23 protein-coding genes and 4 tRNA genes are annotated in these 23,490 nt (G+C 69.7%); 21 read left to right on the plus strand and 6 right to left on the minus strand.

What is annotated here, in order from left to right:
• Positions 1-15: 15 nt before the first annotated feature.
• The 3 genes from DX116_RS12355 to DX116_RS12365 all read right to left on the minus strand — a co-directional run bounded on the left by DX116_RS12355 (position 16) and on the right by DX116_RS12365 (position 2,856).
• Positions 16-1,341: an HNH endonuclease signature motif containing protein gene (locus tag DX116_RS12355; RefSeq protein WP_119704571.1), complete on the minus strand. Its 1,326-nt coding sequence runs from the start codon at positions 1,339-1,341 to the stop codon at positions 16-18.
• Between the two features lie 545 nt (positions 1,342-1,886).
• Positions 1,887-1,958: transfer RNA gene (locus DX116_RS12360), tRNA-Val, on the minus strand.
• Between the two features lie 64 nt (positions 1,959-2,022).
• Positions 2,023-2,856 (minus strand): aminotransferase class IV, encoded by an 834-nt coding sequence (locus tag DX116_RS12365; RefSeq protein ID WP_119704572.1) that lies wholly within the window; start codon positions 2,854-2,856, stop codon positions 2,023-2,025.
• An 84-nt stretch (positions 2,857-2,940) separates the two neighbouring features.
• Between DX116_RS12365 and DX116_RS12370 the strand changes: the two genes are divergently transcribed.
• The 5 genes from DX116_RS12370 (at position 2,941) to DX116_RS12385 (ending at position 4,182) form a co-directional block, all read left to right on the plus strand.
• A tRNA-Gly gene (locus DX116_RS12370) sits at positions 2,941-3,012 on the plus strand.
• A gap of 27 nt (positions 3,013-3,039) precedes the next feature.
• Positions 3,040-3,110 (plus strand) — tRNA-Cys (locus tag DX116_RS12375).
• 23 nt (positions 3,111-3,133) lie between these two features.
• Positions 3,134-3,205: transfer RNA gene (locus DX116_RS12380), tRNA-Val, on the plus strand.
• Positions 3,206-3,570: 365 nt separating this feature from the next.
• A complete protein-coding gene (locus DX116_RS19955) occupies positions 3,571-3,741 on the plus strand; it encodes a hypothetical protein (RefSeq protein ID WP_158591989.1) in 171 nt (56 codons plus the stop codon).
• Between the two features lie 147 nt (positions 3,742-3,888).
• Complete coding sequence (locus DX116_RS12385) at positions 3,889-4,182, plus strand: hypothetical protein (RefSeq protein WP_119704573.1); 294 nt, start codon at positions 3,889-3,891, stop codon at positions 4,180-4,182.
• Position 4,183: 1 nt separating this feature from the next.
• On the opposite strand, the gene DX116_RS12390 is transcribed toward DX116_RS12385, so the two are convergent.
• From DX116_RS12390 to DX116_RS12400, 3 genes are read right to left on the minus strand one after another with little or no spacing between them, the layout of a single operon-like run.
• A complete protein-coding gene (locus tag DX116_RS12390; RefSeq protein WP_119704574.1) occupies positions 4,184-4,783 on the minus strand; it encodes an acetoacetate decarboxylase family protein in 600 nt (199 codons plus the stop codon).
• Positions 4,780-6,222, minus strand: coding sequence for a flavin-containing monooxygenase (locus DX116_RS12395; RefSeq protein WP_119704575.1), 1,443 nt, complete (start codon positions 6,220-6,222; stop codon positions 4,780-4,782). The genes DX116_RS12390 and DX116_RS12395 overlap by 4 nt, the downstream gene beginning before the upstream one ends.
• Positions 6,219-6,833, minus strand: a complete 615-nt coding sequence (locus tag DX116_RS12400) for a TetR/AcrR family transcriptional regulator (RefSeq protein WP_119704576.1) — start codon at positions 6,831-6,833, stop codon at positions 6,219-6,221. The genes DX116_RS12395 and DX116_RS12400 overlap by 4 nt, the downstream gene beginning before the upstream one ends.
• A gap of 55 nt (positions 6,834-6,888) precedes the next feature.
• On the opposite strand from DX116_RS12400, the gene DX116_RS12405 reads away from it, so the two are divergent.
• From DX116_RS12405 to secF, 16 genes are all read left to right on the plus strand, one after another.
• Entirely contained in the window at positions 6,889-8,628 is a 1,740-nt protein-coding gene (locus DX116_RS12405; protein ID WP_119704577.1) for an FAD-dependent oxidoreductase, read from the plus strand.
• Positions 8,629-8,796: 168 nt separating this feature from the next.
• Positions 8,797-10,788 carry a threonine--tRNA ligase gene (gene thrS, locus DX116_RS12410; protein ID WP_119704578.1) on the plus strand — a complete coding sequence of 664 codons (1,992 nt, stop codon included), beginning with the start codon at positions 8,797-8,799 and terminating at the stop codon, positions 10,786-10,788.
• Entirely contained in the window at positions 10,785-11,342 is a 558-nt protein-coding gene (locus tag DX116_RS12415; RefSeq protein ID WP_119704579.1) for an HIT family protein, read from the plus strand. Before thrS ends, DX116_RS12415 begins: the two co-directional genes overlap by 4 nt.
• 8 nt (positions 11,343-11,350) lie before the next feature.
• A complete protein-coding gene (pgsA, locus tag DX116_RS12420; protein ID WP_119704580.1) occupies positions 11,351-11,983 on the plus strand; it encodes a phosphatidylinositol phosphate synthase in 633 nt (210 codons plus the stop codon).
• 108 nt (positions 11,984-12,091) lie between these two features.
• Positions 12,092-13,135 (plus strand): AurF N-oxygenase family protein, encoded by a 1,044-nt coding sequence (locus tag DX116_RS12425; protein ID WP_119704581.1) that lies wholly within the window; start codon positions 12,092-12,094, stop codon positions 13,133-13,135.
• A 3-nt stretch (positions 13,136-13,138) separates the two neighbouring features.
• Positions 13,139-14,812, plus strand: coding sequence for an FAD-dependent oxidoreductase (locus tag DX116_RS12430; protein ID WP_119704582.1), 1,674 nt, complete (start codon positions 13,139-13,141; stop codon positions 14,810-14,812).
• 58 nt (positions 14,813-14,870) lie between these two features.
• Positions 14,871-15,806 carry a pyridoxal 5'-phosphate synthase lyase subunit PdxS gene (pdxS, locus tag DX116_RS12435; RefSeq protein ID WP_119704583.1) on the plus strand — a complete coding sequence of 312 codons (936 nt, stop codon included), beginning with the start codon at positions 14,871-14,873 and terminating at the stop codon, positions 15,804-15,806.
• A 355-nt stretch (positions 15,807-16,161) separates the two neighbouring features.
• On the plus strand, positions 16,162-16,791 hold the full coding sequence (gene pdxT, locus DX116_RS12440) for a pyridoxal 5'-phosphate synthase glutaminase subunit PdxT (RefSeq protein WP_119704584.1): 630 nt from the start codon (positions 16,162-16,164) through the stop codon (positions 16,789-16,791).
• Positions 16,792-16,803: 12 nt separating this feature from the next.
• Complete coding sequence (locus tag DX116_RS12445) at positions 16,804-17,565, plus strand: YebC/PmpR family DNA-binding transcriptional regulator (RefSeq protein ID WP_119704585.1); 762 nt, start codon at positions 16,804-16,806, stop codon at positions 17,563-17,565.
• On the plus strand, positions 17,565-17,996 hold the full coding sequence (locus tag DX116_RS12450) for a hypothetical protein (protein WP_119704586.1): 432 nt from the start codon (positions 17,565-17,567) through the stop codon (positions 17,994-17,996). The genes DX116_RS12445 and DX116_RS12450 overlap by 1 nt, the downstream gene beginning before the upstream one ends.
• Positions 17,997-18,048: 52 nt before the next feature.
• Positions 18,049-18,588, plus strand: a complete 540-nt coding sequence (gene ruvC, locus DX116_RS12455; RefSeq protein ID WP_119704587.1) for a crossover junction endodeoxyribonuclease RuvC — start codon at positions 18,049-18,051, stop codon at positions 18,586-18,588.
• Entirely contained in the window at positions 18,585-19,175 is a 591-nt protein-coding gene (gene ruvA / locus DX116_RS12460) for a Holliday junction branch migration protein RuvA (RefSeq protein ID WP_119704588.1), read from the plus strand. The genes ruvC and ruvA overlap by 4 nt, the downstream gene beginning before the upstream one ends.
• A 17-nt stretch (positions 19,176-19,192) precedes the next feature.
• Positions 19,193-20,248 (plus strand): Holliday junction branch migration DNA helicase RuvB, encoded by a 1,056-nt coding sequence (ruvB, locus tag DX116_RS12465; protein ID WP_233556731.1) that lies wholly within the window; start codon positions 19,193-19,195, stop codon positions 20,246-20,248.
• A gap of 116 nt (positions 20,249-20,364) precedes the next feature.
• The gene (gene yajC / locus DX116_RS19960) at positions 20,365-20,655 is read left to right on the plus strand and encodes a preprotein translocase subunit YajC (RefSeq protein ID WP_158591990.1); all 291 of its coding nucleotides are present in this window, start codon (positions 20,365-20,367) and stop codon (positions 20,653-20,655) included.
• On the plus strand, positions 20,655-22,295 hold the full coding sequence (gene secD / locus DX116_RS12475) for a protein translocase subunit SecD (RefSeq protein ID WP_119704591.1): 1,641 nt from the start codon (positions 20,655-20,657) through the stop codon (positions 22,293-22,295). The genes yajC and secD overlap by 1 nt, the downstream gene beginning before the upstream one ends.
• Entirely contained in the window at positions 22,295-23,401 is a 1,107-nt protein-coding gene (gene secF, locus DX116_RS12480) for a protein translocase subunit SecF (protein ID WP_119704592.1), read from the plus strand. Before secD ends, secF begins: the two co-directional genes overlap by 1 nt.
• Positions 23,402-23,490: the final 89 nt, after the last annotated feature.

The raw sequence follows: 23,490 nt of genomic DNA on the forward strand, positions 1-23,490 counted from the left end.
TGAGTGACTGTGGCGTCATGGCCGCCAGCGATGGTTCGCGAGCCACGCCGTGGTGCCTGCCCGGCGGTACTGGATGTGGCCGTCCGGACCTTCGCGCAGCTGCCAGTCGTCGGCGTGCACCACGCGATGGTGGTGCGGACAGATCAGCACGCCGTCGTCCAGGGTGGTGGTGCCACCGTGCGACCAAGGAGATCGCCAGTGGTGTGCCTCGGTCTGCTCGGGGGGTCTGTCGCACCCGGGGAAGGTGCAGCCGCCGTCTCGTCGGGCGAGGGCCTGCTTCTGCGCTCGGGTGAAGAGCCGCTGCTCGTGCCCGTGGTCGAGCGGGACCGGCCTGCCTCCGAAGACCTGAGGGATGATGCCCAAGGAGCACGCCATCAGCCGCGCCTGCGAGGCACTGATGCGTGTGCCGGTCGAGAGCGTCGCCGCCTTGACTCCCTCGGTGAGCGTCGCCAGGTCGAGGTGGACCATGAGGGTCGCGCCGAAGCCGGAGCGGCCGGGCAGCAGGTTGCCGGGCAGGTGACCGCACAGCTCGGCGAAGGCCATGCCGAGGCGGGTGCGGTGGTCGAGGTCGCGGTCGTACACCGACGTGGTCGCCTCGGGGGCCGCCGCTCCCGGGTGGTCGCGCAGATGGTCTCGCTTGGGGGCGCAGATCGCCTTGAGCGCCGTCTCGAGCATGTCGGCCTGGGCGTCGGGGATCGTGAACCCGCCGCTGGTGGTGCCGTCGGCGTTGGGACGCATCCAGAACGTCGATGCGGCCCAGGACTTCTTCTCGGTGGCCTCGAGGTCGTCGTTCTCGGAGCGGTCGACCCCGGGCTCGGGCGTGAACTGATCGGCGATGCGCTTGGACCGCGTGCGCAGGTCTTTGAGCGAGAGCCGGCCGGCATCGCCGATCAGCGTGTCTTCGCACGCCTGGCGGTCGTCGGCCGAGACGTCGTCAGGCAGGCCGCTGATCGCGCCCGCGATGATGTCCGCCTGGGCGGCACCGATCTGACCGGCCGCCAGCGCGTCCTGGGTGCTGGGTGCCGCACCGAGCTTATTGCCCCGGTGCACCATCGCGTCCGCTGCTCGTCGATCGCCGCCGAACGCGCCGGCGAGCAGGTCTCCGGTCGAGGTGGCACCAGCGCTCTTGGCGACCCCCGAGGCGTCCAGCGCACGGGTCGCGGCCATCAGGTGAGCCTTGACGCGGGCCTCGACACGCATCAGTCGCTCGGCAGCAGATCGCAGGGCGTCGGGCTCGAGCCCTGGCCAGCCGTCGATCGGCATCTGGTCGAGAGCCGCTTCAAGCGCTGCGACCCCACCCACCAGCGGGTGGGGGAGCTGCTCGACGACGGCGAGGGACACGAGGACATCCAAAGGAGGTAGGTCGTCGCACCCCTGGCCCCGTCAGGTGTGTCGCATCCAGGGTCGATGCGTCACGGACCGGTCATGTTCGATCGCTCGTCGGATCTCGTGTCACGTCGAGGGTTCCCGCGTCTTCTTCGCCCTCGTGATGATCATTATGCCGTATTTCGAGCGTCGTGTCGAACAGGTGTTCGAATGATGAGACGCTGCTCAGACCGGCGAACACGTGACGGAGCCCCTCGGCCGGGGTGGGCGGCGGAGGGGCTCGGTCGCGACCGGCGGGCACATGGAGGAAGCCCTGCCGTATCGCTGTGCACCGGTCGTGCGTGACCAACCGGCTCGTCTCCGACGCTACGGGCGTCGCGGCACCCGCACCACCAACCACGGGTGAACTCCGACCCAACAACGGGGCCGCCCCCGCCCTCCAGGGGAGGTGAGGCGGGGACGGCGTACCGATGGTATCTGGAAGTTGCCCATCGGCGCGAGGTCTCGTGGCCGAGACGACGAAAGCCCCGGACTCGTCGGAGTCCGGGGCTTGCCTGCGGTGGGCGATACTGGGTTCGAACCAGTGACCTCTTCGGTGTGAACGAAGCGCGCTACCACTGCGCCAATCGCCCGCTGACGTGCGACAGAAACACTAACCTACGGCCGACGTCCGCCACCAGCGAGGTCGCCGCCTCGTCACGGATCGACGTCCTTGGCCGCCTCGCGGGCCCAGATCTGCTGGGCGCGTCGCGTGACCGGCCCCGGCGCGGGCAGCTCGCGGTCGTCGACCCGCCTGATGGCCTGCACGTCCCGCGTCGTCCCGACGAGGATGACCTCGTCGGCCGTGCGGAGCACCTCGATGGGGGCGTCCTGCTCGACGACGTCGATCTCGCCGGCGCACCACTGCAGCACCAGAGCGCGGGTGACGCCCGCGAGCGGCCCGGCACCGAGCGTCGGGGTGATGAGGCGGTCGCCGACGACGTACATCACGTTGGACCCCGTGCCCTCGCACAGCTCGCCACGCGTGTTCGGCATGACGGCCTCGGACGCGCCGTAAGCGTGAGCGTGCTCGACCATCAGTGCGTTCTCGGCGTACGACGTCGTCTTGAGGCCGGTGAGCGCCCCGCGCTCGTTGCGCGGCCACGGCACCGTGACGATGCTCGAGACCGGTGGGGGTCGGTCGCACGGCTCGGCCACGACCGTGTGCGTGAGCGCTCCCGACCCCCGCGGGGAGCCGAGCGGCCCGGGGCCGGACGTCACGGTGACGCGGACGCGACCGAAGCCGATCGACTGGCCGTCCATCGTCGCGGCGATGCCGTCGCGGACGGCGCCGAGGTCGGGGGTTCCGATGCCCAGGCCGGCGGCAGATCGCACAAGACGGTCGAGGTGACGCGTGAGCGCGAACGGTCTGTCGTCCTCGATCTTGACGGTCTCGAACACTCCGTCACCCACGATCATGCCGTGATCGAGGACGCTGATCGCCGGTTCGTCCGGGGATTGCAGGAGGCGTCCGTTGACCCATGTGCGCATGCCTCCACGCTACGCCGACCCCGGTTTGGGGTGTACGGGAAGCATCCGCTAATGTTTCATCTCGGCCCGCCAAGCGGGCCGGTTGCGGACATAGCTCAGTGGTAGAGCATCACCTTGCCAAGGTGAGGGTCGCGAGTTCGAATCTCGTTGTCCGCTCGGAGAGGGTCTCCATACCCATCCAGCGGTGGGTTGGCCGAGAGGCGAGGCAACGGACTGCAAATCCGTTTACACGGGTTCAAATCCCGTACCCACCTCGCAGGTACAATTTCATATCCACGGGCGATTGGCGCAGCGGTAGCGCGCTTCCCTGACACGGAAGAGGTCACTGGTTCAAACCCAGTATCGCCCACACGAGAAAGCCCCCGGAATCCTGTTGGATTCCGGGGGCTCTTCGTTTTCAGGCGGCTCGCAGATTCATGCGTCGTGCTCCAGCTCGCTGAGCCGTGCCTGGCGTACGAGCACTCGGAGGGTCGCCTCGGATTCCGCAATCTCGGTCGGGCCTCGTCCGGAGCCTGAGCCACGACTGTCGTCGGCGCTCGGCGCCGGCCTCCGCAGCGACGCCGGTGTTTCGCCGGTCGGCTGGTTCAACGCGTCGCGAGTCACCGTTGCTCGTCCGCCTGGGGGCAGGGGTTCCTCTGCGGGCCTCGTCCCGGGACTGGTCACGGTCGGAGCGACACGGCGCTTCTGTCGCACCCCGTGGCTAGCGTCGATCGAATGCAGCTCACCGCCACCGTCCGCACCATCCCCGACCCCGCGGCCGACGACATCGACAGCCTCAGGATGGACGTCATCACCTCCGAGGCGGCTGATTACGACACCGCCTACGCCCGGCTCAGCACTCGCATCCCCGACGGGTGGCAGCTGCTCTCCGTGCGCAGGCACTGACGGTCGGTCGCTGTCTCCGGCGCTGACCGCGACCATGTCGGCGTCCGCAGGAGCATCGCGAGTAGGTCACCGCCCCGGCGGCTCGGTGCGCCATGCTGGAGGTACAGCCCGCACGTGCGGGGTGAGAGGCGTCAGGCAGGAGACCGCGTGAACCAACCAGGGGACCCGCCGCTGCCCGACTGGGCCCAGCAGGCGCGGCGCGTCACACGAGCCGCCATCAAGGTCGCGTCGACCTGCGTGCTGGTGAGCTGGCTGCTCGCGGGCGTCGATCTCGTCGTGGACGGATCGCTGCGGGGTCGGTGGGCCACGTGGGCCTTCGGCATCGGGTTCGGGTCGGCCGCGGCGGTCGTGCTCGTCGCCGGCGTGGTGTGGCTCGCCGGCGAGACGGTGGCCGGCACGCGATCGCGACAGACCCGGCGCAAGAGCTCGCGCAACGACTGACTCAGCGACGTCCGAACAGCAGGCGGAACGGTCGCGAGGCCAGCGTGACGAGCGGACGACGTCCGTGCAGGAAGGCCAACGGTCCGTCCGCGGCGAACGACCACCGGGCGGATGCCGTGCCGAGGCGCATGCGTCCCGTCACCGGCGACACCAGCAGGCTCCCGCGCTGGTCCTGGGCGATCCTGAACCCGGCCGGCAGCATCCACGGCAGTCGGCGCACGCGGCGCAGCACCAGCGAGCCGATGTCGTGCGCGGCGTACGACGCGTGCGGCACGACGTCGAAGTCGGCGAGCTGCTTGGGGATGGCCCACAGGTCGCGTCCGCCGTCGCGCGACGCCTCGCTGTCGACCCAGATGTGCGTGATCGACACCCGCACGCGCCAGCCCTGCCGCACCAGCACGGTCGCCATGATCTCGTTGTAGGTCAGCGGGCTCGGCTGCTCGTAGACGAAGAACGCCGCACCGACGATGCCGCGCCCGAAGATCGTGATCGGCCGGGTGGCGGGGTAGTGCGGTGCCGGCAGGTGGGCGACGGGCACGAGCCACGCGCCGATGTAGGCGTGACCGTGCAGGTCCCAGGGCTCGGGGGGATATGTCGTCATGACCAGTGGAACGCTTCCGGCTCGAGCACCTTGGTGCGCTGGGCGTACGGATGGGTCGAGCCCGGCCAGTTGGACGTGATGCGGCCGGACGCGTGGCGGTACCAGCTGTCGCAGTGCGCCCACACCGAGTGCGAGAGTCGCAGCTGGACATCGTGGTCATAGGCCTGCTCGGCCTCGGCCGTCACCTCGACCGTGCGGTACGAGCCTGCCTCGAGACGGTCGACGGCCTGCCGCATGTGGCGCGCCTGCGCCTCGAGCATGTAGACGATCGAGCCGCCGCCGAGATTGGTGTTGGGGCCGTAGGTGACGAGCAGGTTCGGGAAGCCCGGCATGTAGATGCCGAGGTAGGCCCGGGCCCCGTCGACCCACTGCTCGGCGAGCTTGCGTCCGCCGGTGCCGGTGATGTCGATCGACTCGAGGAACTCCTGCGCGTCGAAGCCCGTGGCGTAGATGACGACGTCGACCTCGTGCACCGTCCCGTCGGCCGTCTGCACCCCGGTGGGGGTGACGGCGGTGATCGGGTGGGCGACGAGCCTGACGTGGGGCTGCGCGATGGCCGGGTAGTAGGTGTTGGCGAACAGGATGCGCTTGCAGCCGACCGGGTAGTCAGGCGTCAGCTTGGCCCTCAGCTCGGGGTCGGCGATCTTGCTCTCGAGGTGCTTGCGCGCGATCAGGCTGATGGTCTTGCCCATCACCGAGTCGTCGTCGAGGGCCCGCGAGAACTGCTCGGCGATGCCCCACGACCCGGCGCGCTCGGCCTTGAGGGCGCCCGGCGCGTGCCGCAGCATCCGGCGGTAGACGGGCCCGAACCGCTGGTCGGGCTTGGGCAGGATGTACGACGGGGTGCGTTGGAACACCACCAGCTCGGACGCCTGCTCGGCGATCTGCGGGATGAACTGGATGGCGCTCGCGCCCGTGCCGACGACCGCGACCTTCTTGCCGGTCAGGTCGACGTCGTGGTCCCACCGGGCCGAGTGGAAGGCGGCGCCCTCGAAGGTGTCGACCCCCGGGATGCTCGGCAGCACGGGCTGCGACAGCTGCCCGACGGCTGACACCAGCACGTCGACGGTCTGCTCGTCCCCGTCGTCGAAGCCCACGGTCCACGTCGAGCTCGCCTCGTCCCACCGCGCTGCCACGACGTCGCGCCCCAGCTGCACCAGCGGCGTGATGCCGTACTTGTCGGCGGTCGCGCGGATGTAGGCCAGGATCTCCGGCTGCACGCCGTAGCGGGACGACCACTCGGCCGACGGCTCGAACGAGAACGAGTAGAGCGGCGAGGGGACGTCGCACGCCGCACCCGGGTAGGTGTTGTCGCGCCAGACGCCGCCGATGCCGTCCGCGCGCTCCCACAGCCGCAGGTCGGTGTGCCCGGCGCGCTTGAGCTCGATCGCGACGGCGAGGGCGCCGAATCCTGAGCCGATGATGCCGATCGAGGTCATGAGTCGGTGCCTTCCGTGGGAGGGGTGGGAGACGGATACGGGTGCTGCGCGAACAGCAGCACGCTCTCGGTGAGCAGCGTGAGCGCCTCGTCGCGGGTGAAGGTCTCCTGCTGGAGCCACTCGCGACACACGGCCTTGGTGAGGGCCGCCATGGGCCGCAGGCGGGCGCGCAGGTGAGGTGTGTCGGGCAGCCCGAGGGCGTCGAGCACCAGGCGTGCCGCGCGGTCGTCGGCCTCGTCGACGATCTGCTGGATGTCGGAGCTGCCGTGCAGGTTGGCCGCGCCGCTGGCAGCGACCCAGGCCTGGCCGTACGTGGTGGCGGCCTCGAGGATCCAGTCCATCGTCATCGCGGCCCGCTGCTCGAGCGTCTTGCCGTCGAGCTCGGGCAGGGCCCGCTCGGGCATCATGATCGACTCGCGCATCACGGCCAGGAACAGCTCGCGCTTGTCGCCGAAGTAGTGGTTGATGAGTCCCCGGGCGACGCCCGCAGCATCGGCGAGCTCGCTTGACGAGACGGCGTCGTACGGGCGGTCGACGTAGAGCTCACGCGCGGCGTCGATGATCTGCTGACGCCGCTCCGCCGGTGCCAGGCGTGATCGTGGGATGGCCATGCGTCCAGTCTCACCGGCTATTGGCAGAGTGTCAACAACGTCGTATGCTCGGGGGATGAGCGACTTCGACTACGACGTCCTGGTGGTGGGATCCGGCTTCGGCGGCAGCGTCGCCGCCCTTCGGCTGACCGAGAAGGGCTACCGCGTCGGCTTGATGGAGGCCGGCCGCCGGTTCGCCGACGACGAGCTGCCCAAGACGTCGTGGCACGCCTCTCGCTACCTGTGGGCCCCGTGGGCGCGCTGCTTCGGCATCATGCGCATCACGCTGCTGCGGGACGTGCTGATCGCGAGCGGCACCGGCGTCGGCGGAGGTTCGCTCGTCTACGCCAACACGCTCTACGAGCCGCTCGACGCCTTCTACCGCGACCGCCAGTGGGCCGACCTCGCCGACTGGAAGAGCGAGCTCGCGCCGCACTACGCCCAGGCCCGCAAGATGCTGGGCGTCACGACCTACCCGGGCGACAGCCCGGCCGACGAGCACCTGCGCGCGCTCGCCAAGGACTACGGGGTCGAGCACACCGCGCACGCCACCGACGTCGGCGTGCTGTTCGGTGCCGACCACGGGGCCGCACCGGGCGACGAGGTGCCCGATCCGTTCTTCGGCGGCGCTGGGCCGACGCGCAACGCGTGCATCGACTGCGGCGCCTGCATGACGGGCTGCCGCCACAACGCCAAGAACACGTTGGTCAAGAACTACCTGCACCTGGCCGAGGGCGCGGGCGCGGTGGTGCATCCGCTCACGACCGTCACGGGGGTGCGCCCACGCTCTCGCGGGGGCTACGACGTCACGACCCGGCGCACCGGCAACCCGCTGCGCCGGCGCACCTTCTCGGCCGAGCAGGTCGTCTTCGCCGGCAACGCGCTCAGCACGCAGCGTCTGCTGCACGAGCTGCGGGCCACGACCCTGCCCCGGCTGTCGGCACGCATCGGCGAGCTCAGCCGCACCAACTCCGAGGCGGTGCTCACGGCGCGCTCGATGCGCAAGGACGCCGACTACACGCCCGGCATCGCGATCACGTCGTCCTTCCACCCCGACGAGCACACCCATGTCGAGGTGTGCCGCTACGGACACGGGTCGAGCGCGCTGGGCCTGATCAATGCGCCGCTGGTCGACGGCGGTCACGGTGGCTCTCAGCTGAAGGCCGTCTGGCGTGCCTATCGTGCCCTGGGCCTGCGCCGGGCGCTGGCGATCCACAACCCGCGGCGGTGGGCCGAGCAGTCGATCGTCGTGCTGGTGATGCAGACCCTCGACAACTCGATCACGACCTACGTCAAGAAGGGGTTGTTCGGACGCCGGATGACCAGCAAGCAGGGTGTCGGCGACCCCAATCCCAGCTGGATCCCGATGGCCAACCGGGTCGCTCGCGACCTGGCGACCGAGATCGGCGGCAACGCCGGCAGCTCGACCGCCGACCTGGCTGGCATCCCCATGACCGCGCACTTCATCGGCGGCTGCGTCATCGGCGCCAGCGCAGAGACCGGGGTGATCGACCCGTACCAGCGGGTGTTCGGCTACGACGGCCTGCACATCTCCGACGGCTCTGCGATCAGCGCCAACCTCGGCGTCAACCCGTCGCTGACCATCACGGCACAGGCCGAGCGCGCGATGGCGCTGTGGCCCAACAGGGGAGAAGCGGACGCCCGTCCTCCCGTGGGCGAGCCGTACGTCCGCGTGCCGGTCGTCGCGCCGGTCGCACCGGCCGTGCCGATGGGCGCACCCGCCGCCCTGCTGCTGCCGGTGCCGGCCGTGCCCCCGCGAGCCGCCGACCTCTCCGTTGGGGGCACCTCCCGATAGCGGGGGAGTGGCGCAGTTCCGTCTTCTTGGGACGGCGTGTCGCACGACGTTGCGCCGGTCGGTGGGTGGTCTGCGCCACTCGCGGACCGGCAGCCATCGGACGCTAGGGTGGGGCCAAGCAGCACGCGCCATCCGTAGGGCGCGTCACACCGAACGAGGAGCGCCACCGTGTCCGACATCCAGATCACCGTCGTCGACGAGTCCAGGTCTGTCGAGGCGGGCACGAAGGCCTGGCAGCTGTTCGCCGAGTCGCCCGACGTCATCGCCGCCCGTGTCGACGGGGCCCTGAAGGATCTCGCCTACGAGCTCACCGACGGCGACGTCGTCGAGCCCGTCGCGATCGACTCCAAGGACGGCCGCGACATCCTGCGCCACTCGACCGCGCACGTCATGGCCCAGGCCGTGCAGGAGCTGTTCCCGCAGGCCAAGCTAGGCATCGGCCCGCCGATCACCGACGGCTTCTACTACGACTTCGACGTGCCCGAGCCGTTCGTGCCCGAGGACCTGGTCAAGATCGAGTCGCGCATGCGCAAGATCGTCAAGGAGGGCCAGAAGTTCGACCGTCGCGAGATCAGCGACGACGCGGCCCGTGCCGAGCTGGCCGACGAGCCCTACAAGCTCGAGCTGATCGGCCTCAAGTCGACGGCCGCCGACACAAGCATGGAGAGTGCCGCCGAGGGTGCGAGCGTCGAGGTCGGCGAGGGCGGCCTCACGATCTACGACAACCTCAAGCGCGACGGCTCGGTCGCCTGGGGCGACCTGTGCCGCGGCCCGCACCTGCCCACCACCAAGCGCATCCCGGCGTTCAAGCTGATGCGCAGTGCCGCGGCCTACTGGCGCGGCGACGAGAAGAACAAGCAGCTGCAGCGCATCTACGGCACCGCCTGGGAGTCGAAGGAGGCGCTCGACGAGCACCTGCACCGCATCGAGGAGGCGCAGCGACGCGACCACCGTCGTCTCGGCACCGAGCTCGACCTGTTCTCGTTCCCCGACGAGATCGGCTCCGGCCTGCCGGTGTTCCACCCCAAGGGCGGCGTCATCAAGCGTGAGATGGAGGACTACGTCCGCGCCCGCCACATCGAGGAGGGCTTCGAGTACGTCGGCACCCCGCACGTCTCGCGCGAAGAGCTGTTCTACACGTCGGGCCACCTGCCGTACTACGGCGACAACATGTTCCCCCCGCTCGACCTCGACGGGCAGCCGTACCGCCTCAAGGCGATGAACTGCCCGATGCACAACCTGATCTTCCGGTCACGCCAGCGGTCCTACCGCGAGCTGCCCCTGCGTCTGTTCGAGTTCGGGCACGTCTACCGCAACGAGAAGTCAGGCGTCATCCACGGTCTGACCCGCGTGCGCGGCTTCGCGCAGGACGACTCGCACTCGTACGTCACGCCCGAGCAGGCGCCCGACGAGATCCGCCACCTGCTGAACTTCGTCCTCAGCCTGCTGCGCGACTTCGGCATGGACGACTTCTACCTCGAGCTGTCGACCCGTGACGACTCCAAGCCCGACAAGTTCATCGGATCGGACGACGACTGGGCGGTGGCCACGAAGGTGCTCGAGGACGTGTGCCTCGAGACCGGCCTCGAGCTCGTGCCCGATCCAGGTGGAGCCGCCTACTACGGCCCCAAGGTGTCGGTGCAGGCTCGTGACGCCATCGGTCGCACCTGGCAGATGTCCACGATCCAGTACGACTTCAACATGCCGTCGGCCGAACGGTTCGATCTCGAGTACGTGGCCGCCGACGGATCCCGTCAGAAGCCCGTGATGATCCACTCCGCCAAGTTCGGCTCGATCGAGCGGTTCATGGGCGTGCTCGTCGAGCACTACGCCGGCGCCTTCCCCCCGTGGCTCGCCCCCGTCCAGGTCGTCGGCATCCCGGTCGCCGAGCGGCACGCCGACTACCTGTACGAGCTGGCCAAGCGGCTCAAGGGGCTGGGCGTGCGCGTCGAGGTCGACGACTCCGACGAGCGGATGCAGAAGAAGATCCGCAACGCGCAGCTGCAGAAGGTGCCGTTCATGCTCATCGCCGGCGACAACGACGTCGAGGGCGACGGGGTCTCGTTCCGCTACCGCAGCGGCGACCAGGAGAACGGCGTGCCCGTCGACGACGCGGTCGAGCGGATCGTCGAGGCGATCCGCTCCCGGGTGCAGGTATGACCTCGGAGGGTCATCCCGGCGATGCAGGTCAGGACGGCGTGGGGGAGCCCGACGCCTTCCAACGGCTGTGGACCCCGCACCGCGTCGACTACATCAAGGGTGAGGGGAAGCCGACGACTTCCGACGCCGTCGACTGCCCCTTCTGCCGCATCCCCTCGATGGACGACGCCGAGGGGCTGATCGTGCACCGGGGCGAGCACGCGTACGCCGTGCTCAACCTGTACCCGTACAACGCGGGTCACCTGCTCGTCTGCCCGTACCGTCACGTCGCCGACTACACCGAGCTCGACGACGACGAGACGACCGAGGTCGCGTCCATCACCAAGACGGCGATGCGTGTCATGCGTGACGTCACGAGCCCGCAGGGCTTCAACCTGGGCATGAACCAGGGCGATGTCGCCGGCGCCGGCATCGCGGCCCACCTGCACCAGCACATCGTCCCCCGGTGGGGCGGCGACGCCAACTTCCTGCCCGTCATCGGGCGTACCAAGACCATGCCGCAGCTGCTGGGCGACACCCGCGAGCTGTTCGCGGCCGCCTGGCCGACGAAGTAGAGGACCCTGTGCTCGAACGATTCCGCCAGTTCTGGACCATGATCTGGGCCCCGCTGGGCGACCTGTTCCTCAGGCTCGGCATCACGCCCAACCAGGTGACGGTCGTCGGCACCCTGGGCGTCAGCGCCGGCGCCCTGTGGTTCTTCCCCCGCGGGCAGTTCTTCATCGGCGTGATGGTCGTGACGGCCTTCGTGTTCAGCGACCTGATCGACGGCTACATGGCCCGCAAGCTCGGCAAGGCGTCCAAGTGGGGGGCCTTCCTCGACTCGACGCTCGACCGCGTCGGCGATGCCGCCGTGTTCGGCGGCATCATGCTCTACTACACGACGTCCGACGCCCAGGCCGACCTCGGCGACCCGCGCCTGTACCTCTACCTGAGCCTCGCCTGCCTGGTGCTGGGCAACCTGACGTCATACGCGCGCGCCCGCGCCGAGAGCCTGGGCATGACCGCCAAGGGTGGCATCGCCGAGCGGTCCGACCGGCTCGTCTCGATCCTCGTGATGACGGGCTTCGCGGGACTGCTCGACCTGCCCTTCCTGCGCGAGATCACCTTGTGGGTGCTGGCGATCGCGAGCCTCATCACGGTCTTCCAGCGCATGCGCATCGTCTACCAGCAGACGGTCGACGACCCGGCGCTGTGACCCTCCCATCGTGACAGTGTCGATGTGACGACACGGATGTGACATCAGCATTGACACATACCCTCGGTATCCCACATGCTGTGAGGACCGCCACGCCGAGGAGCTCCCATGTCGCAGACCATGCACGACCGTCCGTCCGGCTCGCCGGTCGCCGACGTCCCTGACGTCCCCGTCGACGTCACGCCCGAGCAGTACGCCGACATCCTGCGGGGCTTGTCGCAGGCCTCCGTCGACCGGCACTTCGACGCCTTCGTCGACGTGCCGTGGGACCACCCCGACTTCGACGTGCGCGCCGACGACCCCCGGTGGGTGCTGCCGGCGGACGTCGACCCGCTGGGAGCCCACCCCTGGTACCAGGCGCAGCCCCTCGAGCGGCAGATCGCGATCGGCCAGTGGCGGCAGGCCAACATCCTCAAGGTCGGTCTGCAGTTCGAGAACATCCTGATCCGCGGCATCATGCAGTACGTCTTCACGCTGCCGAACGGCTCGCCCGAGTACCGCTACCTCACGCACGAGGCGACCGAGGAGTGCCACCACACGCAGATGTTCCAGGAGACCGTCAACCGCATCGGTGCGCCGGTCGAGGGCATGCCGTGGCTCATGCGACGTCTGGCCGCGCTGCTGCCGTGGGCCGGCTCGCTCGCGCCCTACGGGTTCTTCATCGGGGTCCTGGCCGGCGAGGAGCCGATCGACCACACGCAGAAGGGCGTCCTGCGCAGCGGCAAGGACCTGCCGCCCATCCTGCGCCGCATCATGGAGATCCACGTGGCCGAGGAGGCCCGCCACATCTCGTTCGCGCACCACTACATCAGGCGCAACGCCCCGCGACTGGGTCGCGTCGAGAAGGTCGTCATCTCGCTGCTCTTCCCGGTCATCATGCGCGTGCTGTGCGACGTCATCATGGTGCCGTCGAGGTCGTTCCGCCGAGAGTTCGGCATCCCCCGCTCGGTCATGAAGGACATCTACTGGCGTGCGCCCGAGTCGCGGTCGCGCCTGCGAGAGCTCTTCGGCGACGTGCGGATGCTCGCCGACCAGGCGGACCTGCGACGCAGCCGTGCCTCGCGCCTGATGTGGCGGCTGTGCGGCATCGACGGACGTCCGTCGCGCTACCGCAGCGAGCCGCCCGTCGTGTTCGCGCCGATCCACGACTGACGCGTGCCCCACGTCGTCACGCAGGCCTGCTGCGGCGACGCCTCGTGCGTCTTCGCCTGCCCGGTCAACGCGATCCACCCGACGCCTGACGAGCCCGACTTCGCGCTGGCCGAGATGCTCTACATCGACCCGGTGTCGTGCGTCGACTGCGGAGCGTGCGTCACGGCGTGCCCCGTCGGGGCCATCAGTGCCCACGACAAGCTGACGGAGCCGCAGCTGCCGTTCGTCGACATCAACGCCCTGTTCCACTCCACGCCCCGCTCGCACCCGGCTCAGGCTCCCGTCCCGCCCCTCGTCGCGCGCACCTCCAGCGACCCGATGCGGGTGGCGATCGTCGGGGCTGGTCCCGCCGCTCTGTTCGCTGCCGACGAGCTGCTCAAGCGGCCGGGCGTGCAGGTGACCGTCATCGACCGTCTGCCCACCCCGCACGGGCTGGTGCGCGCAGGCGTGGCGCCGGACCACCCGTCGACCAAGACCGTCGAGGGGCTGTTCCGCCACATCGAGGACCAGCCCGGGTTCTCCTACCTGCTCGGCGTCGACGTCGGCGTCGACGTGACGCACGACGAGCTCGCCGCCCACCACCACGCCGTCGTCTACGCGACCGGTGCCTCGCGCGACCGCAGGCTCGACATCGGGGGGGAGTCCCTCGTCGGCAGCACGACGGCCACGGACTTCGTGGCCTGGTACAACGGCCACCCCGAGCACGCCGACAGGAGCTTCGACCTCTCCAGCCGCAGAGTGGTCGTCATCGGCAACGGCAACGTCGCACTCGACGTGGCCCGCATCCTCGCGACCGATCCCGAGTGGCTCGCCGCCACCGACATCGCCGACCATGCGCTGGCAGCGCTGAGAGCGTCGTCCGTGCGAGAGGTCGAGGTGGTCGGACGCCGCGGCGCCGAGCACGCGGCGTTCACGCTGCCCGAGCTGGTGGGACTGGTCGAGCGCGACGACATCGACGTCGAGGTGCGCGGCGACCCGCTCATCACGCCCGGCGGCACCGACACCATGACGGCTCGCAAGATCGGGCTGCTGCGCGAGGCAGCCACGAGGCCGCGACGTCCCGGTGCCCGCACGATCGTGTTCCGCTTCGCGGCCTCGCCCGTGGCGATCGAGGAGGCGGCAGGCGGCCGGGTCGGCGGGGTCGTGCTGGCCCGCAACGACCTCGTGACGGACGCCGCAGGAGTCCCTCGTGCCGTCGCGACGACGGAGGCCGAGGTCGTCGAGACGGGGCTGGTGCTGCGCTCGATCGGCTACCGCGGCGTGGCCGTGCCGGGGCTTCCCTTCGACGCCGAGTCCTCGACGGTGCCGCACACCGGCGGCCGCGTCGACGGCATGGCGGGCACGTACGTCGCGGGCTGGATCAAGCGCGGGCCCAGCGGATTCATCGGCACCAACCGGTCGTGCGCGCAGGAGACGGTCGACTGTCTCGTCGCCGACGACAATGCCGGGCTGCTGCCAGCGCCGGCCGCATCGGCAGGGGCGTTCCGGCGACTCGCCGCGGGCCGCGTCACCGGAGCGATCGACCTGACGGGGTGGCGGTCGATCGACGCCCGCGAGCGCGAGGACGGCCGGAGCGAGGGGCGTCCACGCCGCAAGATCGTCCGGCTCGGTGCGATGCTCGAGGCGGCTGCACCCGCTGTGCCACCCCGCCGACGGCCCTGGCTCGCCCGTCGCTGAGCCGGCTGTCCGTCATGTGTCCGACGGATCGCCGCAGGAGCCCCGGGAGTAGACTGAAATGACGACCTCCAGCACAACGAAGGACACCGTAGTGAGCAACGAAGCAACGTCAGTCGGCACCGGCACGGCGCGCGTCAAGCGCGGCATGGCAGAGATGCTCAAGGGTGGCGTGATCATGGACGTGGTCAACGCCGAGCAGGCGCGGATCGCCGAGGACGCCGGCGCGGTGGCCGTGATGGCGCTCGAGCGGGTGCCCGCCGACATCCGCTCGCAGGGCGGCGTGGCGCGCATGTCCGATCCCGACCTGATCGACGGCATCGTGGCCGAGGTGTCGATCCCCGTGATGGCCAAGGCCCGCATCGGTCACTTCGTCGAGGCGCAGGTGCTGCAGTCGCTCGGCGTCGACTACATCGACGAGTCCGAGGTCCTGACGCCCGCCGACTACGTCAACCACATCGACAAGTGGAACTTCACGGTGCCGTTCGTGTGCGGCGCGACCAACCTGGGCGAGGCGCTGCGTCGCATCACCGAGGGTGCCGCGATGATCCGTTCCAAGGGCGAGGCCGGCACCGGCGACGTCTCCAACGCGACGGGTCACATGCGCAAGATCGGTGGCGAGATCCGCCGCCTGCAGTCGCTGAGCGAGGACGAGCTGTACGTCGCGGCCAAGGAGCTGCAGGCGCCGTTCGACCTGGTCAAGGAAGTCGCCGAGGCTGGCAAGCTGCCCGTCGTGCTGTTCACCGCCGGTGGCATCGCGACCCCCGCCGACGCCGCGATGATGATGCAGCTCGGCGCCGAGGGCGTGTTCGTCGGCTCGGGCATCTTCAAGTCGGGCAACCCCGCCGAGCGTGCGGCAGCGGTCGTCAAGGCCACGACGTTCTTCGATGACCCCGACGTCATCGCCAAGGTCTCGCGCGGTCTGGGCGAGGCCATGGTCGGCATCAACGTCGACGAGATCCCCGAGCCCCACCGCCTGGCCGAGCGCGGTTGGTAGGCGGGGCGGCTCCGCCGCCTCGCGCTCGTCCCTCGCGCTCTCCCGGGCTTCGTCCGGGTTGCTTGGCGTTCGCTCGCTGCGGGCGGTGACGTGTGGGGCGGGGGAGAGTATGCTCTGGGCGTTGGTCCGCGCGAGGTATGGGAGTGCCTCACGACGCGGACCGGCCTGAGGGGGCACGGCTGTTCTCGGCGCTCGCGTCGATCGACGGCCCAACCCTCGTGAAGACCCGATCGGGAGGGACATCCGAGAGGGAGCAGCGACGGCGGTGACGCATCCCCTGGGGGACTCCGGTCCTCTCGCGTCACCGCCGTCGTCACGAGCCGACCGGCCGCATCGCTAGGGTGGAGGAGTGCCCGTGACGACCCACCAGACCCCCTCGATCGGCGTGTTCGCGCTGCAAGGCGACGTCCGCGAGCACGTCCAGGTGCTCACGAGACTCGGGGTCGACGCGTTCACGGTGCGCCGCCCCGAAGAGCTGGAGCGCTGCGACGGCCTCGTGCTGCCCGGCGGCGAGTCCACCACGATGTACAAGCTCGCGCGCACGTTCGACCTGTTCGAGCCCCTCGCCCGACGCATCGGCGCGGGCATGCCGACCTTCGGCACGTGCGCCGGCATGATCATGCTGGCCGATCGCGTCCGCGACGGCATCGACGGGCAGGAGACCCTCGGCGGCCTCGACATCACGGTGCGTCGCAACGCCTTCGGTCGTCAGGTCGACTCCTTCGAGGGCGAGATCGCCTTCGACGGATTCGACGACCCCGTGCACGCGGTGTTCATCCGCGCCCCATGGGTGGAGGAGGCTGGAGCAGGGGTCGAGGTGCTTGCCACCATCCCGTCGGGGCCGGCAGCCGGTAGAATCGTCGCGGTCCGCCAGGGCAACCTGGTCGCGACCTCGTTCCACCCGGAGGTCGCCGACGACGATCGCATCCATCGCTACTTCGTCGACCTCGTCAAGCAGTCGTCGCAGTCACTGCCAGTTCAGTAAGGGGCATCAGCCATGTCAGGCCATTCCAAGTGGGCGACCACCAAGCACAAGAAGGCGATCGTCGACGCCAAGCGCGGCAAGATGTTCGCCAAGATGGTCAAGAACATCGAGGTCGCCGCCCGCATCGGCGGACCCGATCCCGACGGCAACCCCACGCTGTACGACGCGATCCAGAAGGCCAAGAAGTCGTCCGTGCCGAAGGACCACATCGATCGCGCGGTCAAGCGCGGCGGCGGCGTCGGCGCGGATGCCGTCGACTACACGACGATCATGTACGAGGGCTACGCCCCCGGCGGTGTCGCGCTGTTGGTCGAGTGCCTGACCGACAACAAGAACCGGGCCGCGATGGAGGTCCGCACCGCGATGACCCGCAACAACGGCACGATGGCCGATCCGGGATCGGTGTCGTACATGTTCCACCGCAAGGGCGTCATCATCGTCCCCGAGGAGCAGGAGGGCGGCCCGACCAACGAGGACGACATCCTGATGGCCGTGCTCGACGCCGGCGCCGAAGAGGTCAACGACCTCGATGGCTCGTTCGAGGTCATCTGCGAGGCCACTGACCTCGTCGCCGTCCGCACGGCCCTGCAGGAGGCCGGCCTCGACTACGACTCGGCCGACGCCTCGTTCGTCCCCACCATGACCGTCGACGTCGACGTCGACGCAGCCACCAAGATCATGCGCCTGATCGACGCCCTCGAGGACAGCGACGACGTGCAGAACGTCTTCGCCAACTTCGACGCCTCCGACGAGGTCATGGCCCAGGTGCAGTAGTGCACGTTGACGATCCGTCCGGCGCGGCCTGGCGGATCAAGCGGCGCTGGTTGCCGTGGCGCCTGCGCCGACGGGATCCCTCGGACTTCACCGATGCCCCGGACGTCGGCGGGGGCGCCGATGCGGACGACCTGCTGATCGGCCTGGCCATCTTCGTCGGCGTCCTCGTGCTCCTGGTCGTCGTGCCCTTCGTGGCCGTCCTGGCCGTCCTCGTGGCCGAGCTGTTCCTGCTGCTTCTCCTGTTGCCGTTGTTCGTGGTGTTGCGAGCGGCGACAGTGGCTCGGTGGCCCATCGAGGTCTGGCACGGTGATCGACTCGTCCGCGCCGAGGCCGTGCGCGGCTGGGGCAGCTCGCACCGCCGCATGGACGCGCTCGCCGACCACGTTCGCCTCGGACGCCTACGCGACCCCGGCGAGTCTCCAGCGGTCTGACGTACTGCCCCACTAGGCTGTCGAACATGCGTTCTACCTGGGTGACGCCCGCATGAGGGTCCTCGGCATCGATCCCGGCCTCACCCGCTGCGGCGTCGGAGTGGTCGACGGCAGTGTCGGCCGGACGCTCTCGATGGTGCACGTCGGCGTGTTCCGCACGCCGGCCGAGCTCGACACGGCCCGTCGTCTGCACCAGCTCGAGCAGATGGTCGAGGCCAGCGTGCTGCTGCACCGTCCCGACGTCGTGGCGGTCGAGCGCGTCTTCAGCCAGCACAACGTCAGCACCGTCATGGGCACCGCCCAGGCCAGCGGCATCGCGATGCTCGTGGCGGCGCGTCACGGCATCCCCGTCCACCTGCACACCCCCAGCGAGGTCAAGGCGGCCGTCACCGGCAGCGGACGCGCCGACAAGGCGCAGGTGACCGGCATGGTCACCCGGCTGCTGCGCCTGACCGAGGCCCCCAAGCCCGCCGACGCCGCCGACGCGCTGGCCCTCGCCATCTGTCACATCTGGCGCGGGGGAGCGCAGAACCGCCTGCAGGAGGCCATCGCCAAGGCCGAGCAGGCCACCCGGAAGGCAGCAGCACGATGATCGCCCACGTCCGCGGCCCCGTCGCCGCCGTCACCCTCACCTCGGCCGTGCTCGACGTCGGAGGCGTCGGTCTGCAGGTCATGTGCACCCCCGGCACGATCGCCACGCTGCGCATCGGGCGCGAGGTGCAGCTGTCGACCTCGATGGTGGTGCGCGAGGACTCACTGACCATCTTCGGCTTCGCCACTGCCGACGAGCGCGACATGTTCGAGCTCGTCCAGACCGCCAGCGGCGTCGGGCCCAAGGTGGCGCAGGCGATGCTCGCGGTGCTCGACCCCGACCGGCTGCGCCAGGCCATCGGCCAGGGCGACCTCGCGACGCTCACCACCGTCCCCGGTATCGGACGCAAGGGTGCCGAGCGCATCGTGGTCGAGCTCAAGGACCGGGTCGGCGTCACCACGACGGTCGCCGCCGGTGCGTCCTCGTGGCGCGGCCAGGTGCACGAGGCGCTGCTGGGTCTCGGCTGGTCCACCCGCGACGCCGACGCGGCGCTCGACGCCGTCGCGGCCGAGCTGCCGCCGGGCGAGGTGCCCGACGTCTCGACGATCCTGCGCGACGCCCTCCGCTCGCTCGCGAAGACGCGCTGATGGACCACACTGGCCCTATGGGGGACGGGTACGTGGACGACGGCTTCGAGGCGATCGTGGCCGAGGCCGGCCCCGAGGACCGCGCCTTCGAAGCCGCCCTGCGTCCTCGCACGCTCGACGAGCTCGTCGGGCAGGAGCGCGTGCGCGAGCAGCTGTCGCTGATGCTCGAGGCGGCCGTCGCGCGCGGGCGCACCCCCGACCACGTCCTGCTGTCGGGCCCACCGGGCCTGGGCAAGACGACCCTGGCCATGATCATCGCCAACCAGCTCGGTGCGCCGCTGCGCATCACGAGCGGCCCGGCGATCCAGCACGCCGGTGACCTCGCCGCCATCCTGTCGGGCGTCAACGAGGGCGACGTGCTGTTCATCGACGAGATCCACCGCATGTCGCGCCCGGCCGAAGAACTGCTCTACATGGCGATGGAGGACTTCCGCGTCGACGTCATCGTCGGCAAGGGACCGGGCGCGACAGCGATCCCGCTCGAGATCCCGCCCTTCACGGTTGTGGGCGCCACCACCCGCGCAGGCCTGCTGCCCAGCCCCCTGCGCGACCGCTTCGGCTTCACGGCCCAGCTCGACTACTACGACACCGACGAGCTGCACCGCATCGTCGTCCGGTCGGCCGGGCTGCTCGACCTCGAGGTCACCGGCGACGGCGGGCGCGAGATCGCCTCGCGATCGCGCGGCACCCCGCGCATCGCCAACCGTCTGCTGCGACGCGTGCGCGACTACGCCGAGGTGCGCGCCGGGGGAGTCGTCGACCACGACGTCGCCCGCGACGCACTGTCGCTGTACGAGGTCGACCAGCTCGGGCTCGACCGGCTCGACCGGGCCGTGCTCACGGCGCTGTGCCGCAGCTTCAACGGGGGACCGGTCGGCATCTCGACGCTCGCCGTCGCGGTGGCCGAGGAGCGCGAGACCGTCGAAGAGCTGGCCGAACCCTTCCTCGTCCGGCTCGGATTCCTCGCGCGGACGCCCCGGGGACGGGTCGCGACGGCTGCGGCGTGGCGCCACCTCGGGCTCGCCGTGCCGGCCGGCACCGAGCAGCTGGCACTGCCCGACGACCCTGGCTGAACGCCACACCGTGCGGGGGAGCACCATTGAACGGTTGCCGGGTTAAACTATCCGGCGGCCCACCGGCCACCTCCCGCTCCGGCGGGCACTCTCACATCCACGACGGAGCATCCACCGTGAACGACTGGGCGTCCATCCTCCCCCTCGTCATCCTGGTCATCGCCTTCCTGGTGCTGGTCATCCGGCCCGCCCGGGCCAACCGGCGCCAGTTCCAGCAGCTGCAGAGCACGCTGGCCCCGGGCCAGCAGGTCATGCTGGCCAGCGGGATCTTCGGCGAGATCGTGACGATCGGCGACGAGACGATCGAGCTGCGCATCGCGGCCCAGACCGTCGTGACCGTCAACCGGCACGCTGTCTCGCGCGTCGTCACGCCCGCGTCCGAGAACGAAACGAGTACAGACCTCTGATGGCCACCAAACCTCAGCGCAGCTCCAACCGGGCGCGCCCGATGCGTACCGTCGTCATCTTCCTGGCGGTCATCGTCGCGCTCTACGCACTCGTCGCCCTGATCGGCGCGACCGGCTCGAAGAAGGACGACAGCCCCTGGCACCCGAAGCTCGGGCTCGACCTCGAGGGCGGTACCCGCATCACCTTCGAGGCCAAGGCCGAGCCGGGCAAGAAGGTCGATGCGCCCAAGCTCGAGCAGGCTCGCAACATCATCGACCAGCGTGTCAACGCGTCGGGTGTGGCCGAGGCCGAGGTGACGACGCAGGGCGGCGACCAGATCATCGTCGAGATCCCCGGCGAGAAGCGCGCCAACATCGTCGACGAGGTCGGCAAGACCGCGCAGCTGCGGTTCCGCCTCGTGTGGGCCGGCAACCTGCCCAGCGCGACGACGCCGGCCGACGTGAGCGCGCAGAAAGCCGTCGTCGACAAGGTGGACTGGTCGAAGGTCAGCCTCGACCAGATGATCACGGCCGAGACGCAGGGCCTGCAGACCCTGCCCGCCGACGTGCAGCCCGCCATCAAGGCCCTGCAGGAGGAAGCCGCCGGGTTCGTGTGCGACCCCAAGGGCGTCGACGTCGACGACGTCGCGAACAAGCCCCTGGTCACGTGCGACACGTCGACCGGTGACGTCCAGATCCTCAGCCCCACGGTGGTGCCCGGCTCCGACATCGCCAAGGCCGAGCCCCAGTACGACAGCCAGCGCGCCCAGTGGACCATCGCCGTCAAGCTCAAGGGCGACAGCAAGGGAGCCTTCAAGGCCGTCACGACCGAGCTGTCGAAGGCACAGAACCAGTTCGCGATCGTGCTGGACGGCGAGACCATCTCGACGCTGGCCTCGCAGGCGGCCATCACCAACGGTGAGTCGTCGATCCAGGGCGGCTTCACGGCCACCACCGCCAAGCAGCTGTCCAACCAGCTCAAGTTCGGCGCCCTGCCGCTGACGTTCAGCGTCAACGGCAGCGAGGAGATCGGGCCGTCGTTGGCCGGCACGCAGCTCAACGCCGGCCTCGCGGCCGGCGCGATCGGCCTGCTGCTCGTCGTCGTCTACTGCCTGCTCTACTACCGCGGGCTGGGCCTGGTCATCATCGGCTCGCTGCTGGTGGCCTCGGCGCTGACCTACGTCATGGTGCTGCTGCTCGGTCAGGGCGTCGGCTTCACGCTGACGCTGCCGGGCATCGCCGGACTCATCGTGGCCATCGGCATCACGGCCGACTCGTTCATCGTGTTCTTCGAGCGCATCCGCGACGAGGTGCGCGACGGCAAGTCGCTGAGGCTGGCCGTCGAGGCGGGCTGGGTGCGCGCCCGCAGCACGATCCTCGCCGCCGACGCGGTGTCGATCATCGCCGCGGTGACGCTGTTCATCTTCGCGATCGGCGTGGTGCGCGGCTTCGCCTTCGCACTGGGCCTGACCACGCTGATCGACGTGTTCGTGGTGTTCTTCTTCACCAAGCCCCTGGTGTCGCTGCTCGCACGCACGAAGTTCTTCGGCCAGGGCCACAAGCTCTCCGGGCTGGACGCGTCGCACCTCGGCATCACCGGCCGCAAGGTCAGCGAGATCGCTCGCGCCGCCAAGCCCAGCACCCCCGGAAAGGCCATCTGATGGGTCGCATCAGCACATTCGGTCAGCACCTCTACGAGGGGCGCATCGCCTTCGACTTCGTCGGACGGCGCAAGCTCTGGTACTCCATCTCGGCCGGCATCGTCGTGCTCGCTGCCCTGGCGTTCATGGTGCGAGGCTTCAACTACGGCGTCGAGTTCAAGGGTGGCGTCGAGTTCACCGCGACGGTCAAGGTCGCCAACAGCGAGACGTCCGACCGCCTGACCCAGGCCGTCGAGGACTCCGGGGCGCCCGACGCGGGCGATCCGACCGTCCAGACGTCCGGCTCCGACCTGATCCGCATCCAGACCCGCGCCCTCTCGCAGGACGAGGCGACGAAGGTCTCGAAGTCGCTCGAGAAGGCCGGTGCCACCGAGGTCAGCCAGAACCTGATCGGTCCCACCTACGGCAAGCAGGTGGCGACCAAGGCGCTGACCGGACTGATCGTGTTCCTGGTCGTGATCGTCCTGTTCATCTGGGCCTACTTCCGCGAGTGGCGGATGTCCGTCGCCGGCATCGTCGCGCTCGTGCACGACCTCGTGATCACCGCCGGTGTGTACGCACTGTCGGGCTTCGAGGTCACCCCCGCCACCGTGACCGGCCTGCTGACGATCCTCGGCTTCTCGCTGTACGACACCGTCGTGGTGTTCGACAAGGTGCGCGAGAACACCAAGGGGATCTTGTCGTCGACGTCCAAGACGTACGCCGAGCAGGCCAACCTGGCCGTCAACCAGACCCTCGTGCGCTCGATCAACACCTCGATCACGGCCCTGCTGCCGGTCGGCGCACTGCTGATCGTCGGAGCCGGCGTGCTCGGCACCGGCCCGCTGAAGGACCTCGCCCTGGCGCTGTTCGTCGGCATGGCGGCCGGCGCCTACTCGTCGATCTTCATCGCGACCCCGCTGGTCTCGCAGCTCAAGGAGCACGAGCCGGCCATGCAGGCCCAGGCCAAGCGTGTGCTCGCCCGGCGTGCCAAGGAGGGTGCCCTGGTCACCACCGCGGCGTCCGCGCCCGCGGCGCCGGCGAGGCCCGTGCAGTCGTCGGGGGCCGCCAAGCGCGCGCAGCCCTCACGCAAGCCTCGCTCGCAGCGGGGCAAGGGGGGTTCCTGACCGAGGGGGTCACCGGCGCGTGACATCATGCTGACGACACTTGGTCGGCGGCGCGGGCCGGTTCCGCACCCCTTGCACGAGGAGCACAC

This window comes from Aeromicrobium endophyticum, from assembly GCF_003586285.1.
GTDB classification, from domain to species: domain Bacteria; phylum Actinomycetota; class Actinomycetes; order Propionibacteriales; family Nocardioidaceae; genus Aeromicrobium; species Aeromicrobium endophyticum.

Coding starts and splice junctions, on each gene's coding strand:
- DX116_RS12415 (WP_119704579.1), top strand. CDS start 10,785: ATGACCTCGGAGGGTCATCCCGGCGATGCAGGTCAGGACGGCGTGGGG.
- DX116_RS12400 (WP_119704576.1), bottom strand. CDS start 6,833: ATGGCCATCCCACGATCACGCCTGGCACCGGCGGAGCGGCGTCAGCAG.
- DX116_RS12390 (WP_119704574.1), bottom strand. CDS start 4,783: ATGACGACATATCCCCCCGAGCCCTGGGACCTGCACGGTCACGCCTAC.
- DX116_RS19955 (WP_158591989.1), top strand. CDS start 3,571: ATGCAGCTCACCGCCACCGTCCGCACCATCCCCGACCCCGCGGCCGAC.
- secF (WP_119704592.1), top strand. CDS start 22,295: ATGGGTCGCATCAGCACATTCGGTCAGCACCTCTACGAGGGGCGCATC.
- DX116_RS12445 (WP_119704585.1), top strand. CDS start 16,804: ATGTCAGGCCATTCCAAGTGGGCGACCACCAAGCACAAGAAGGCGATC.
- ruvB (WP_233556731.1), top strand. CDS start 19,193: ATGGGGGACGGGTACGTGGACGACGGCTTCGAGGCGATCGTGGCCGAG.
- secD (WP_119704591.1), top strand. CDS start 20,655: ATGGCCACCAAACCTCAGCGCAGCTCCAACCGGGCGCGCCCGATGCGT.
- DX116_RS12395 (WP_119704575.1), bottom strand. CDS start 6,222: ATGACCTCGATCGGCATCATCGGCTCAGGATTCGGCGCCCTCGCCGTC.
- DX116_RS12405 (WP_119704577.1), top strand. CDS start 6,889: ATGAGCGACTTCGACTACGACGTCCTGGTGGTGGGATCCGGCTTCGGC.
- ruvC (WP_119704587.1), top strand. CDS start 18,049: ATGAGGGTCCTCGGCATCGATCCCGGCCTCACCCGCTGCGGCGTCGGA.
- DX116_RS12425 (WP_119704581.1), top strand. CDS start 12,092: ATGTCGCAGACCATGCACGACCGTCCGTCCGGCTCGCCGGTCGCCGAC.
- DX116_RS12365 (WP_119704572.1), bottom strand. CDS start 2,856: ATGCGCACATGGGTCAACGGACGCCTCCTGCAATCCCCGGACGAACCG.
- ruvA (WP_119704588.1), top strand. CDS start 18,585: ATGATCGCCCACGTCCGCGGCCCCGTCGCCGCCGTCACCCTCACCTCG.
- pdxS (WP_119704583.1), top strand. CDS start 14,871: ATGACGACCTCCAGCACAACGAAGGACACCGTAGTGAGCAACGAAGCA.